This window comes from Mesorhizobium sp. M0293 (assembly GCF_040321735.1).
In the GTDB taxonomy this organism is placed as follows: domain Bacteria; phylum Pseudomonadota; class Alphaproteobacteria; order Rhizobiales; family Rhizobiaceae; genus Mesorhizobium.
Window position 1 is genome coordinate 1 of sequence record NZ_JAMYSA010000138.1, and the last position, 13,804, is coordinate 13,804.

The window sequence follows — 13,804 nt, forward strand, 5'->3', positions numbered from 1 at the left end:
CGCGATCGGCCCGGGGGCACATGTATCGCGCGCCCCCCCCCCGGGCCCCCCCCCCGCCCGGCCGGCTCCCCCCGACACCTCTCCCCCGATCGACGGGGTAGAGGAAGGGCGCGAACCTAATTCAGCCAGGCTCCCTTCCTCTCCCTCCGGAGGGGGGAGAGGTGGCGCTGCGAAGCAGCGACGGAGTGGGGGAACCACCTGGCAGCCATCTCTCCCTTTGGACGTGGAAAAGGAAGGCTACGTATGACGCGCGCCGCCATCTCCAGGAAATCATCATGGCCTCGCTGGGCCAGGCGCGGGCTGATGGAGAACATCGCGACGGCGTTGATCGCCATCGGCTTCCTGATGCTGTTCCAGCCCTTCGCGCTGTCGCTCTACACCTACTCCTTCATCACCATGCTCGCCGGCACCGTAATGTTCATCGTCGTCTCGAAATTTCCGGAATAATCATGGCCGAAATTCGCGTCCAGCACCTGAGAAAGGCCTTCGGCGATTTCGTCGCCGTGCAGGATTCCAACTTCGTCGTCGAGGATGGCGAGTTCTTCGTCATGCTCGGGCCGTCGGGCTGCGGCAAGACGACGACCTTGCGCATGATCGCCGGACTTGAGCTGCCGACGGGCGGCCAGATACTGCTTGGCGGCGACGACGTCACCATGCTGCGGGCCCGCGAGCGTGACATCGCCTTCGTCTTCCAGCTGTTCGCGCTCTATCCGCATATGAACGTGCGCAAGAACATCGGCTTCCCGCTCCTGGCGCAAGGCATGCCGTCGGCCGAAATCCGCACGCGGGTCGAGGAGACGGCAAAACTGCTGCGCATCGACCATCTGCTCAACAAATCCGTCTCCGGCCTTGCCGGCGGCGACCGTCAGCGCGTGGCGCTTGGCCGCGCCATCGTGCGGCGGCCAAAGTGCTTCCTGATGGATGAGCCGCTGGGGACCCTTGATACTGAATTCCGCGATTTGATGGTCCATGAACTGCGCGAACTGCACAACCGCATCCACGCCACCACGGTCTATGTCACCCACGACCAGATGGAGGCGATGTCGATGGCCGACAAGATCGCCGTGATGAACCATGGCGTCATCGAACAGTTCGGAAGCCCACGCGAAATCTACGACCGCCCGGCGACCATGTTCGTCGCCGACTTCATCGGCTCGCCGCCGATGAACTTTTTGGGATTTGGCGGCGGGCTCGCCAAGGGCGCGAAGGAGATCGTCGTGCAGGGCGCCAAGGTCGCGGTGCCTGAGGTGCGCGAAGATATCGCACCTAGCGACATGGCGCTCGGTATCAGGCCCGAACACATCCGCTTCGACGATGCCTCCAAGTTGCGCGGCGCCATTTACGGCACCGAATATCTCGGCACAACGCAGATCGTCGCGGTGGAGACGGCGGACGGCATCATCAAGGCACGCGTGCCGGCCGAAATCCGCCTCTCCACCGGCGATCATGTCGGCCTGACGCTGAGCAGCGCGCGGCTGTCGCTGTTCGAGAAAGGATCCGGCCGCGCGGTGAGAACCGCGGTCCACGATGTGGCCTCTGAGCGGAGGGCCCGTCATGGCTGACGTGCACATCAGGAACGTGACCAAGAGTTTTGGCGATCATGCCGCCGTCAACGGCCTCGACCTGCATATATCAGATGGTGAATTCGTCGTGCTGCTCGGGCCGACCGGGGCTGGCAAGACGACGACGCTGCGGCTGATCGCCGGGTTGGAACGGCCGGATTCCGGCACGATCGAAATCGGCGGACACAACGCCACGACACTGTCGCCGGCCGAGCGCGACACCGCCTTCGTCTTCCAGCAATATTCGCTCTATCCGCATCTGTCGGTGTTCGACAACCTCGCCTTCCCGCTGCGCTCGCCGGCGCGAAAGATGCCGGAGGACCAGATCCGCCGGCGGGTCGAGGAGGTGGCGAAGATGGTGCGCATCCATCACAAGCTCGCCAACCGTTCGACCAAGCTTTCGGGCGGCGAAATGCAGCGCGTCGCCATCGGCCGCGCACTGGTGCGCAAGCCCTCGATCTATCTGATGGACGAGCCGCTGTCGTCGCTCGACGCCAAGCTGCGCGGGGACCTCAGGCTTGAGCTCAAGCGCATCCAGACCGAGCTTGGCGCCACCATGCTCTACGTCACGCATGACCAGATCGAGGCGATGACCATGGCCGATCGCATCGGCATCCTTGCCGACGGCGATCTGGTGCAGATCGGTTCTCCGCGGACGATCTACTCTGAGCCGGCTAACCTGCATGTCGCGGCAAGACTCGGCCAGCCGGCGATCAATCTTCTGCCGACCGGGCTGCTGCCTGACAGCGGCGCACCGACCGGAACCAAGACGATCGGCGCGCGCACCGAACATCTGACGATCGAAAAGGCAACCAATGGCCATGCCGACGGCGTGGTCGACTGGGTCGAGCATCTCGGCGACCAGAACCACCTGCATGTGACGGTGGGGCCGAAGAAGCTGGTAACGTTGACCGATCCCGACACGGATCTGGCGCAAGGCGACAAAGTGGTGATCCGCTACCGGTCGCCGCTGTATTTTGGCGCCGACGGACAAAGGCTTATGTGAAACGGTTTTCGGTGTTGCCTGCCAGCGGCTTAGCGCCGGTTTTTGACTTTGCTAATACGGGACGAATTCGATGAAGCACTTTTTCAACCGCAGGGAAACGATCGTCACCGAGGCGCTGGACGGCCTGTTGCGGACCATTGGATCAGGCGATCTCGCACGTCTCGACGGCTATCCCGAGATCAAGGTCGTCCTGCGTGCCGACTGGGACAGGACGAAAGTCAGCATCGTCTCTGGCGGCGGCGCCGGGCACGAACCCTCGCATGCCGGCTTTGTCGGCAAGGGCATGCTGACGGCGGCGGTCTCGGGTGAGATCTTTGCCTCACCGAGCGTCGAGGCGGTGCTGGCGGCCATCCGCGCGGTCACCGGTCCGGCAGGCTGCCTGCTGATCGTCAAGAACTATACCGGCGACCGTCTCAATTTCGGCCTGGCGGCCGAGAAGGCGCGCGCCGAAGGGTTTCGCGTCGAGATGGTGATCGTCGCCGACGACATCGCTTTGCCTGACATCACCCAGCCGCGCGGCGTTGCCGGCACCTTGTTCGTGCACAAGATCGCTGGCCATCTGTCGGAAGCCGGTCATGACCTGGCCTCCGTTGCGGCAGTCGCTCGCGCGGCGGCGAAGGACATCGTTTCGCTCGGCATGTCGCTTTCGTCGTGTTCGATCCCCGGCCAGCCGCACGAGGACAGGTTCGGTGAAAATGACGGCGAGCTCGGCCTCGGCATCCATGGCGAGCCGGGTGTGGAGCGGATTGCCGTGCAAAGCGCCGACAGGCTGGTCGCGATCATGGGTGAGCGTCTTGCGGTGCGGCTCGATCCCCAGGCCACCTACGCCTTGCTGATCAACAATCTTGGCTCCGTGCCACCGCTCGAAATGTCTGTTATCGCCAACGCGGTGCTGGCCTCGCCGCTGCGCAGAACCATCAAGCTGACGATCGGCCCCGGCCCGCTTATGACCGCGCGCAACCTGAACGGCTTCTCGCTGTCGCTAATCCGGCTCGACGCAGCGCGCGAGACAGCCTGGCTGGCGCCGGTCGGACCACAGGCCTGGATGCCGGCGAAGCCTGTTGTGCAGCCTGCCGTCGTGCCGATGGCGAGAGCGGCCGGACAGAGCGCGACACGCAAGCCCAGCCAGGATGCACGCACCAGGCGCCTTGTCGTCGCCATCTGCGAAAGGCTGATCGCGCTCGAAGCTACCTTGAACGGACTGGACGCCAAGGCAGGCGACGGCGACACCGGCTCGACGGTGGCGACCGGTGCGCGCAGTGTGCTGGAGCGGCTTGATACGCTGCCGCTTGCCGAACCTGCGGCGACCCTTGGCGCAATAGGCGACACTCTGAGCGCGTCCATGGGCGGCTCCAGCGGCGTGCTGCTGTCGATCTTCTTCACCGCGGCGGCGCAGGCTCAGGACGGCGGCGCGAACCTAGCCAAGGCGCTGCTTGCCGGCCTCGAACGGATGACGTTTTATGGCGGCGCCAAGATGGGGGATCGCACGATGGTCGATGCCTTGGAACCAGCGCTGAAAGCGCTCGCCGCCAGTGGTCTTGACGAAGCGGTAACAGCGGCACGACTCGGTGCCGAGGCTACGGCCGCCATGGACAGGGCGAAGGCCGGTCGGTCTGCCTATGTCGGCAGCAAGCTGCAAGGCGTGGTCGACCCCGGCGCCTATGCGATGGCTGAAGTCTTCGCGGCCGCCGCCGCGCTGCATGAAGCGGCCTGAAACATGCTTCAGTTGTCGAATGAGCGTTCTTTCGATACTGCCGGCAAGATGGAAACCGGGAACGCAGGTGACATGGCGGCGTTCAACCTTGCCGAGCTGATCGCGGCCGCAGCGGATACGATTGGCGCGCATGCCGAAGAGTTGACGGCGCTCGACCAGGCGATCGGCGACGGTGACCATGGGCTGAACATGAAGCGAGGCTTCGAGGCTGTGCGGGCCGATGCCGAGGCGTTTGCCGCCAAATCGCTGCCCGAGGCGCTGAAGGCGATCGGCACCAAGCTGGTGATGACGATCGGTGGCGCCTCCGGTCCGCTGTTCGGCACCTTGTTCATGGCGCTCGGCAAGGAGATTTCGACGGAGCCCGATCGCGCCGATCTGACGGCGGCTTTCGGCAAGGCCATCGAAGCGGTGGCCGCGCGTGGCAAATCGCAGGTCGGGCAGAAGACAATGCTCGACGTGCTGCAGCCGGTGCATGACGCATTGCTGCGGGGAAAGACGGCGCCGGAAATCGCCAATATCGCCGACGCTGCGGCCGATGCGACCATGCCGATGAAGGCCTTGCGCGGCCGCGCCTCGTTCCTCGGCGACCGCTCGATCGGCCACATGGATCCCGGCGCGCGCTCAACCGCGCTGCTGGTGCGCACTGTGGCGCAAACCATCGGAAAAAGCGCATGAGCAATGTCGGTATCGTCATCGTCTCGCATTCGCCGCTCATTGCCGAGGGCACGGCCGACATGGTGCGGCAGATGGTGGGTGACGAAGTGCCGCTTGCATGGTGCGGCGGAAACGGCCATGGGGGGCTCGGCACCAATGTCGAGGCGATCATGGGAGCTATCGACAAGGCCTGGTCGGAAGCCGGCGTCGCCATCCTGGTCGATCTCGGCGGCGCTGAGACCAACAGTGAAATGGCGGTGGAGATGATCGGCGAGCCACGGTCGCAAAAGATCATCGTGTGCAATGCTCCGATCGTCGAAGGCGCGGTGATGGCGGCGACCGAATCTTCCGGCGGCGCCTCGCTGAAAGAAGTGGTGGCGACGGCGCATGAATTGTCGCCGTCGTGAACGGGAAGCTTGAAGACATGTCCGCATCCGCCGAAGCGACCGTTGTGATCACCCACGAGGTGGGCCTGCACGCGCGCCCTTCGGTGAAGTTCACCAAGCTGGCCAAGACTTTTGCCGCAGAGGTGGAAATAGCGCTGGCCGCCAACGGGCCATGGTTCGACGCCAAGAGCATCGTTAAGGTAATGGCGACCAAGGCGCCGAAGGGTACGGTGCTGCATATCAGGGCCAGTGGCGACGGCGCCGATGATGCCGTTGACGCGCTGGTCGAGCTGGTGCGCCGCGATTTCGACGAAGGCACGGACCATGTCCGAACCGCTTAGGCTGCAAGGCATTTCGGCCTCGGCCGGCTATGCCGAAGGGCCGCTGTTCGATCTCGACCAGACTATCGTATCGTATGTCGGCAAAGATACAGCCGACGACGAGAGGGCCGCGCTTGAGACTGCAATCGCCATTGCGGCGGCTCGTCTCACCGCATTGATCGAGGCAGCTGAGAGCGCTGCGGCCGACATGCTCGAATTCCAGATCGCCATGCTGGAAGATGATGCGCTGAGCAGCCCGGCCTTTGCCGCTATCTGCGCCGGCCAGCCGGCTGATCAAGCCTGGCGGCAGGCGCTCGACACCGAAATCGCCGGCTACGATGCTTCCGACCAGGACTATTTCCGCGCACGTGCCGCCGACATACGCGACATCAGGGACCAGGTGCTGCGGGCGCTGACCGAGGATGATAACGTCAAGGTGCCAGCCGGCGCCATCCTCTATGGTGAAGACATCGCACCGACGCGTTTTCTCGAAACCGACTGGAGCAGCGGCGGCGGCATCGCGCTGAGGGCAGGCAGCACCGCCAGCCACGTCGCCATGCTGGCGCGTTCGCGCGGCGTGCCTATGGTTGTGGGTCTTGGCAGCTCACCGGCCAATCTTGCCGGCATCGCCTTGCTCGACGCCGAACATGGCAGCATCGTGCTGTCGCCCTCCAAGGCTGAAATAGCTGCCTTTCGCCAATCGTCGTCGTCGTTCTCAGCACGCCGGGACCAAGCCGGGACTTTCCTGGCGCGGCCGGCAGTCACCAAGGCCGGCACGCCCGTTCGCGTGCAGGTCAACATCACCGACCCGTCCGAAGTCGACAGCATCGATATCGTCACTTGCGACGGTGTCGGCCTGATGCGCACCGAATTCCTGTTCGGCAAGACGCTTCCGGATGAGGAGACGCAATATCGCGCCTACCGCAAGGTGCTGGAGTGGGCCGGCGAAAAGCCGGTGACGATCCGTACTGTCGATGCCGGGGGCGACAAGCCGGTTCCGGGCTTCACCGTCGAGGAGAGCAACCCTTTCCTCGGCCTGCGCGGCATCAGGCTGTCGCTGGCAAGACCGGAGGTGTTTCGTGTACAGATCCGGGCGCTGTTGCGCGCCGCCGTGCACGGCAGCCTGAAAGTGATGTTCCCGATGATCGCCATTGTAGAGGAATACCGGCAGGCAGCGGCGATGTTCGCCGAAGAACAGACTGCACTTGCCGCTCGCGGCGTCGCACACAAGATGCCTCCACTCGGCATCATGGTCGAGGTGCCTTCCGTCGCGATCGTGCCGGAAGCCTTTACCGAAGCCGCCTTCTTCTCGATCGGCTCCAACGATCTCACCCAATACGTCATGGCGGCGGCCCGCGACAACGCCGCCGTGGCACATCTCAATTCCGTCCGTCATCCGGCTGTGCTGCGGCTGATCGCTGCCGTCTCCGCGTTTGGCCTGCGTGAAGAAATCCCGGTCAGCCTGTGCGGCGATGCCGGCGGCGATCCCGCCTCGATCCCGTCACTGCTCGAAGCCGGCCTGCGCGACCTTTCCGTCGCTCCGGCGCAACTCGCCATGGCCAAGGCGGCCATAGCTGATATTTCGGTCTAGGCGCGGCTGGCATGGTCGACAGGACACCCGAACCCGGTTCCGAAGAGGCGATCCGCGCCTACAAGACGATCCTGTCGCACGTCATCGACCAGCGCCCGTCCGGTATGCGTCAGCGCCTCGCCGACGCGCTCGGCAAACATCGCAGTTTCGTCACGCAGATTTCCAGCCCCACCTATTCGATCCCGATTCCGTCAAAACATTTGCCGGCTATTTTCTCCGTCTGCCATTTCAGTCCGGCCGAGCGTGACCAGTTTCTCGCCGCCTACCATCAGGCGCATCCCGGCAAAATGTCCGTCGCCGCAGGGATGCGGAAGACGCGGCATGTTTCGTTGATCGTGCCGGATTTCGGCGACGACAAGCAGAATGCAGCGCTCGACAGGGCGGTGAACGACTTCATCCAGAAGATCACCAGCATCACCGGCAAGGGTGGCTGATCGTTTCTATCTGGCCTATTTCGGGAGGAGACGGCCGTGAAGAAATTCATGAATTCGGTGGACACGGTGCTGACCGAAAGCCTTGACGGGTTCGTGGCCGCCCATGCCGACATCCTGGTGCTTGGCGACGAGCACAAATTCATCCGCCGCAAGACCTTGCGGTCGGGCAAGGTGGCGCTGATCTCCGGCGGCGGCTCCGGTCACGAGCCGCTGCATGGCGGCTTTGTCGGTCACGGCATGCTGGACGCCGCCTGCCCCGGCCAGGTGTTCACCTCGCCGACACCGGACCAGATGCTGGCAGCGGGGGAAGCCGTCGACACCGGCGCCGGCTGCCTGTTCATCGTCAAGAACTATGAGGGCGACGTGATGAATTTCGACATGGCGGCCGAGATGTCGGAAGGCATCCAGCAGATCGTGACCAATGACGATGTCGCCGTCGAGAATTCTTCTCATACGACGGGCCGGCGCGGCGTCGCCGGCACGCTGGTGGTGGAAAAAATCGTCGGCGCGGCAGCCGAGCATGGCCTGGCGCTGGCGCCACTGAAGGCGCTGGGCGACCGCGTCAACGCCGCCACCCGCTCGATGGGCGTGGCGCTGACCAGTTGCACGGTGCCGGCGGCGGGCAAGCCGACTTTCGACATCGGCGACGGTGAGATGGAATTTGGCGTCGGCATCCATGGCGAGCCCGGCCGCCGGCGCGACACGTTGAAAAGCGCCGATGCTATCGCGCAGGAGATTTGTGCCGCGATCCTGGGCGATCTCGGCGACAGGGCGAAAGGCCCGGCGCTGCTGTTCGTCAACGGCTTCGGCGGCACGCCGCTGATGGAACTCTATCTGATGTACAACAGCGCGCGGGCGATTTTCGAGACGCATGGCGTGACGGTGACCCGCTCGCTGGTCGGCTCCTACGTCACCTCGCTCGACATGGCCGGCTGCTCGATCACACTCACCATACTCGACGACGAGACGACCGCATTCTGGGACGCGCCTGTACACACGGCGGCGCTACGCTGGGGCATGTAGCCCTGGCTTCCGCCATGCTTTTCTGCGACCATCTTCTCCCTTTGATCCGCAACATTGTCCGGGTTGATGCTGCCGCCCCTTACACCTGCCGAAGAACAGCTGCTGCTGCGCTACGCCGATCCGGAAGCGCCGGCTGTCGACGCCGACAATTTGCTAGCAAAGTCCCTGACGGCCCTTTGCGCTGTCCAAAGATGACAGCGAAACAAAGCGTGCAGGAGCGGACCGTCGGCCATCAGCGCGTATCTCCGTGGCCAGTGCCGCCATGTCCTGATCGAGCGTCCCCTTGTCGACCTCGAACTCCCCGCCGGCGGGCGGCACGCGCTGTTTGCCTTTTGACAAATCCTCCCGGTCGCAAAATCGCATCCGCAGCCTGTTCCCGGCCGGAATCGCCCCAGAAATAGTCGCCAGCGCGAGGCGACAAGCAAGGGAACCGACCGCTCGGCCGTTGCTTTTCTTCCCTAGAGTAAGGTAAAACCTGCCTGGGTCTTGGGGAGATAGCGTATGCGTTACAATTGGGAGCGGGCTCCGACGAGCTTCGAACGTCACAGAAAAGCGCTGGCGACAGCTATTTTGATCGCTGGCGGCATTGGCCTCATGCTTGTGGCCTTGCCGATCTAGAACAATCAATAGTCATCGACAGGGCAACTTTGGGCCGTGGTCGTGTCAGCGCGGCTGCCCGGTCACGGCAAGGAAGCGGCGATCGCGCCCTTCGAAACCCTGGCTGAAACGCTGCACCAGCACGACGATCACCGCCGGCTTGCCGGCCGGGGTGAATTTATAGGATTCCGACAGGCTGTAGGAGGTCGGGCAGTTTCTTGAGCCCGGCACGGACTTGTCCTCGTGCAGGATCTTGAACGGCTTGCCGTCCTGCCCTTGCAGCGTCAGCCGGAAGCCGAGCGCCTTGCCCGCCCTTTCACCTTGAAGTGCCTGGTCGCCTTGCTGCGTCGCAGCGAAACTCGCCGAACAATCGCTCGCGCTGGCCGCCAGGATCTCGTCAAGCTGGACGATCGAAATGCCCGTTTCGTCATAGAGCGGCGAAAGCCATTTCTGCGACACCTGTTCGAGGCGGGGAATGTCGTTGTAGGCAACCATTTCGCCCGGAAAGGTGAACTTGTCGGAAGCTGTCTGCTCGCCCTGCGATGCGATGGCATATCTGGCAAGAACGGGCGCGGCCTGTGCGGCGGCCTGCGCCCTCGCCTGCTCCAGGGTCAAAATCGCCTCCTCTGACTCGTCGACGACGAGGATCGGCTTGCCGCCGACGAATTCATCGGTGCGCGTGTCGATGATGTCGATCTCCGACCAGCCGGAGTCCGAGGCGCCGGCGTCGAGCGTTCCATATTGCTCGAAGGCGAAATAAGCACCGTCGGGCGAAAAGCCGAGGATACGTCGTGCCGCCGCATCGCCTGCCTGAGCGGTTCCGGTGGAGATCGCGAGCACGACACCCAGGAAGGACGGAAGCAAGGATCGCCCGGCAAACACCGCTGCGCCAATCCCGTATCGCAATTTCATAGCAGCTTGCCCCCAAGTGCCCAGCTCAATGTCATTAGCACAATGGCGTGCATTTGCAGCACAATGGCGTGCATTTGCGGCCAAGGTTAGAGCGCGCTATCTGGAGGGCAGAAAATCATTCCTGGGAGGAACCGGATGGCTTCACGCTATCACGAGGTTTATGACGGCTGGAAACGCGACCCGGAACAATTCTGGGCGGACGCGGCCGGCGCCATCGACTGGTATTCGCCCTATGACAAGGTGTTCGATGCCACGGCCGGCGTCTATGGCCGATGGTTCACCGGCGCCACCTGCAACACATGCTACAACGCCATCGACCGCCACGTCGCGGGCGGACGCGCCGACCAGATCGCGCTGATCCATGACAGCGCCATCACCGGTACCGTCAAGAAGTTCACCTATGCCGAACTCAAGCGCGAGGTGGTTGCACTCACCTCGGTGCTGAAGAACCGCGGCATCGGCAAGGGCGACCGCGTCATCATCTACATGCCGATGGTGGCCGAGGCGGCCATCGCCATGCTGGCCTGCGCCCGCATCGGCGCCGTGCATTCGGTGGTCTTCGGCGGTTTTGCCTCGCATGAGCTTGCCACCCGCATCGACGACGCCAGGCCGAAGCTGATCATTTCGGCATCCTGTGGCCTCGAGCCGGGCCGCGTCATCGCCTACAAGCCGCTGCTCGACAAGGCGATCGAGATCTCCCGCCACAAGCCGGATGCCTGCCTGATCCTGCAGCGCGACCAGTTGCGCTGCGAGTTGAAGGAGCATTTCGACATCGACTACGCCGATGCCGTCGCCCGCGAACGGGCGGCCGGCGCCAATGTCGATTGCGTGCCGGTGCTTGCCACCGATCCGCTCTACATCATCTATACCTCGGGCACGACCGGTCAGCCCAAGGGCATCGTACGCGACAATGGCGGCCATATGGTCGCGCTGAAATGGACGATGGAAAACGAATTCGGCGTCAAGCCGGGCGAGGTGTTCTGGGCGGCATCCGATGTCGGCTGGGTGGTCGGCCATTCCTACATCGTCTACGGGCCGCTGCTGCATGGCTGCACCAGCATCCTGTTCGAAGGCAAGCCTGTCGGCACACCCGATGCCGGCACCTACTGGCGGGTGATAGCGGAGCATGACGTCGTAGCACTTTTCACCGCGCCGACCGCGTTTCGCGCCATCAAGGGGCAGGACCCGAAGGGCGAATTCATTGCGAAATACGATCTGTCGAAATTCCGCACGCTGTTCCTTGCCGGCGAGCGCGCCGACCCGGAAACCATCAAATGGGCGGAGCAGAAGCTGAACGTGCCGGTGGTCGACCATTGGTGGCAGACCGAGACCGGCTCGCCGATGACGATCAATCCCGCCGGCCTCGGCCTGTTGCCGGTGAAATACGGCTCGCCCGGCGTGCCGATGCCCGGCTACGACATCCGCGTGCTCGACGATGGTGGCCATGAGGTGAAGCGCGGCACGCTGGGCAATGTGGTGGTCAAGCTGCCGCTGCCGGCCGGCTGCCTGCCGACGCTGTGGAACGCCGATGATCGGTTCCGCCAAGCCTATCTCGACGAATTCCCCGGCTTCTACAAGACGGCGGATGCCGGCATGGTCGACGAGGACGGCTATCTCTACGTCATGGCCCGCACCGACGACATCATCAATGTCGCCGGCCACCGGCTGTCGACCGGCGCCATGGAGGAGGTGCTTTCGGCCCATCCCGATGTCGCCGAATGCGCGGTTATCGGCATTGCCGACGCGATGAAAGGGCAGGTCCCGCTCGGCTTCGTGGTGCTGAATGCGGGGGTAACGCGCGATATCGGCCTGATCGAGAACGAGGTGGTCGGCTTGGTGCGCGAACGCATCGGCCCGGTCGCCGCCTTCAAGACGGTGGTGACGATCAAGCGCCTGCCCAAGACACGCTCCGGCAAGATCCTGCGCGGCACCATGCAAAAGATCGCCGACAAGGAAGAATGGGCGATGCCGGCGACGATCGACGACCCGGTCATCCTCGACGAGATCGCAGTTGCGCTGAAGGCGCGGGGGATCGGGATTTAGCGGCTGCCAATCGCGTATGGCAGCGCCGGCGCTGAAGCAAATGTCTTACTTGCTGCATCCAATCTCTTATTGTGCAACGCAGCAACGCGCCTTAAGGTCCGTACTGGGGGGCCATCCGGCGGGACGGTATGGCTCAAAAGAAGATCACATTTGGCGGCGTCGACATCCTGCGGTTTCTCGCCGCCGTCATGGTCATGGTCTACCACTATGGCTTCTGGGTGTGGGCGTATCCGGACGGCGTTTCGGCGCGCGCCACGGGCGGCGTTCCCCCGCAGCCGGCAATAGGCGCCTGGGTCGAATCCGGCTGGGTCGGCGTCCAGATCTTCTTCGTCATCAGCGGCTTCGTCATCGCCTTCAGCGCCGAGACATCGACGCCGCTGCGGTTCTTCGAGGCAAGGGTGAAGCGGCTGGCGCCGGCGGTGTGGATCTGCGCGCCAATCACCGCGGTGGTGCTTCTGACCATCGGCCTCAGTTGGCCGACCGATGCTGTCATCCGGCTCGTCCGCACCGGCCTGTTCGCCCCCTACGCGCCATGGGTGGACAGCGTCTACTGGACGCTCGGCATCGAGATCGCCTTCTACGGAATCGTCTGGATCCTGCTGCGGCTCGGCCGCTTCCATCTGATGGAAATGGTGGCCATCGCCATCGGCCTGGCCAGCACGCTGTTCTGGTGCCTCTACTACCCGCTCGGCTTGTCCGATCTCGCCGAAACACGCACGCTCGACCTGCTTCTGGTGCACCATGGCGTTTTCTTCGCGACCGGCGTCATGCTGTGGCTGATGCGCTTCAAGGCGGTGACAGCCGCCCGCCTTGCCTTCTGCGCCCTGTTCCTGGGCGGCGGCGTGCTGCAGATAGCCAGTTCGGTCGACGTTCATATCCTGAAGGTCGGGCGAGAGATGCCGTTCGCGCCGCCGATCCTGATCTTCCTTGTCGGCATCGCGCTGATGGCATGGTCGCTGCGGCTCGACCTGTCCTGGAGCGGCTGGCGCCGGATCGGACTGATGACCTATCCGCTCTACCTGATCCACGACGTCGTCGGCGCCGCCCTGCTCGGCGTCCTGGTCCGCGCGGGACTGCCGCATCTCGTCTCGATGGCGGTCGTTGGCGCGACGATGATCGCGGCAAGCTGGCTGGTGGCGACGGAGGCCGAACCACGCATCCGGCTGCTGCTCGACCACACCGTCTTCCGCTATCGGCTCAAGGCCGCGTAGCCGCGACTTGTTGACCAAATGGGGTTAGCCATGCCCAGTTTGCCCAGGAACCGTGCTGTCCAGCGCAGGATTCCGAGGCCTGGATCGTGGGGCAGTTTGAAACTCAGCCGGAAAGGACGCCGATGGTTCGCGGCCGGTACAAAAAGCAAGAGACCTATTGATGCTGATTGTCAGGATGGCGGAACTGGAAATCGATCCTGAGCAGATCGACAGCTATAAAACTCAGCTTGCCGAAGAGATCGAGGCCTCCGTGCGAATCGAGCCCGGTCGACCGTGAACAATCCGGCCCCTAAGCGGCGACCGGCTTGGGCCGGAGTTGGAAGAGAGCGATCAAGAGGGACAAAAAACCCT

The 13,804-nt window shown here is 63.7% G+C and carries 13 protein-coding genes and 1 pseudogene; 13 read left to right on the plus strand and 1 reads right to left on the minus strand.

Translation table 11 applies throughout. The features are described from left to right. The first annotated feature begins 243 nt into the window (after positions 1 to 243). The 10 genes from NKJ06_RS30805 to dhaK all read left to right on the plus strand — a co-directional run bounded on the left by NKJ06_RS30805 (position 244) and on the right by dhaK (position 8,690). Complete coding sequence (locus tag NKJ06_RS30805; RefSeq protein ID WP_352634340.1) at positions 244 to 447, plus strand: hypothetical protein; 204 nt, start codon at positions 244 to 246, stop codon at positions 445 to 447. 2 nt (positions 448 to 449) lie between these two features. After that, entirely contained in the window at positions 450 to 1,562 is a 1,113-nt protein-coding gene (locus NKJ06_RS30810) for an ABC transporter ATP-binding protein (RefSeq protein ID WP_352634338.1), read from the plus strand. Next, on the plus strand, positions 1,555 to 2,568 hold the full coding sequence (locus NKJ06_RS30815) for an ABC transporter ATP-binding protein (RefSeq protein WP_352634336.1): 1,014 nt from the start codon (positions 1,555 to 1,557) through the stop codon (positions 2,566 to 2,568). Before NKJ06_RS30810 ends, NKJ06_RS30815 begins: the two co-directional genes overlap by 8 nt. Before the next feature lie 70 nt (positions 2,569 to 2,638). Continuing rightward, positions 2,639 to 4,282 (plus strand): dihydroxyacetone kinase subunit DhaK, encoded by a 1,644-nt coding sequence (locus NKJ06_RS30820; RefSeq protein WP_352811828.1) that lies wholly within the window; start codon positions 2,639 to 2,641, stop codon positions 4,280 to 4,282. Between the two features lie 72 nt (positions 4,283 to 4,354). Then, a complete protein-coding gene (gene dhaL / locus NKJ06_RS30825; RefSeq protein ID WP_352811832.1) occupies positions 4,355 to 4,957 on the plus strand; it encodes a dihydroxyacetone kinase subunit DhaL in 603 nt (200 codons plus the stop codon). Next, complete coding sequence (gene dhaM / locus NKJ06_RS30830) at positions 4,954 to 5,343, plus strand: dihydroxyacetone kinase phosphoryl donor subunit DhaM (RefSeq protein ID WP_352634332.1); 390 nt, start codon at positions 4,954 to 4,956, stop codon at positions 5,341 to 5,343. The genes dhaL and dhaM overlap by 4 nt, the downstream gene beginning before the upstream one ends. 17 nt (positions 5,344 to 5,360) lie before the next feature. Further along, positions 5,361 to 5,663 (plus strand): HPr family phosphocarrier protein, encoded by a 303-nt coding sequence (locus NKJ06_RS30835; RefSeq protein WP_352634330.1) that lies wholly within the window; start codon positions 5,361 to 5,363, stop codon positions 5,661 to 5,663. Further along, positions 5,647 to 7,233 carry a phosphoenolpyruvate--protein phosphotransferase gene (gene ptsP / locus NKJ06_RS30840; protein WP_352634329.1) on the plus strand — a complete coding sequence of 529 codons (1,587 nt, stop codon included), beginning with the start codon at positions 5,647 to 5,649 and terminating at the stop codon, positions 7,231 to 7,233. The genes NKJ06_RS30835 and ptsP overlap by 17 nt, the downstream gene beginning before the upstream one ends. An 11-nt stretch (positions 7,234 to 7,244) precedes the next feature. Beyond that, the gene (locus NKJ06_RS30845) at positions 7,245 to 7,667 is read left to right on the plus strand and encodes a hypothetical protein (protein ID WP_352634327.1); all 423 of its coding nucleotides are present in this window, start codon (positions 7,245 to 7,247) and stop codon (positions 7,665 to 7,667) included. Positions 7,668 to 7,703: 36 nt separating this feature from the next. Next, entirely contained in the window at positions 7,704 to 8,690 is a 987-nt protein-coding gene (dhaK, locus tag NKJ06_RS30850) for a dihydroxyacetone kinase subunit DhaK (protein ID WP_352634325.1), read from the plus strand. A 663-nt stretch (positions 8,691 to 9,353) separates the two neighbouring features. On the opposite strand, the gene NKJ06_RS30855 is transcribed toward dhaK, so the two are convergent. Next, on the minus strand, positions 9,354 to 10,199 hold the full coding sequence (locus tag NKJ06_RS30855) for a DUF2259 domain-containing protein (protein ID WP_352634323.1): 846 nt from the start codon (positions 10,197 to 10,199) through the stop codon (positions 9,354 to 9,356). Positions 10,200 to 10,334: 135 nt separating this feature from the next. Between NKJ06_RS30855 and NKJ06_RS30860 the strand changes: the two genes are divergently transcribed. The 3 genes and pseudogenes from NKJ06_RS30860 to NKJ06_RS30870 all read left to right on the plus strand — a co-directional run. Beyond that, positions 10,335 to 12,242 carry a propionyl-CoA synthetase gene (locus tag NKJ06_RS30860; protein ID WP_352634322.1) on the plus strand — a complete coding sequence of 636 codons (1,908 nt, stop codon included), beginning with the start codon at positions 10,335 to 10,337 and terminating at the stop codon, positions 12,240 to 12,242. Positions 12,243 to 12,370: 128 nt separating this feature from the next. Beyond that, positions 12,371 to 13,453 carry an acyltransferase family protein gene (locus NKJ06_RS30865; RefSeq protein ID WP_352634320.1) on the plus strand — a complete coding sequence of 361 codons (1,083 nt, stop codon included), beginning with the start codon at positions 12,371 to 12,373 and terminating at the stop codon, positions 13,451 to 13,453. Positions 13,454 to 13,613: 160 nt separating this feature from the next. Continuing rightward, positions 13,614 to 13,721, plus strand: a pseudogene (locus NKJ06_RS30870) (antibiotic biosynthesis monooxygenase); the annotation flags it as partial. Positions 13,722 to 13,804: the final 83 nt, after the last annotated feature.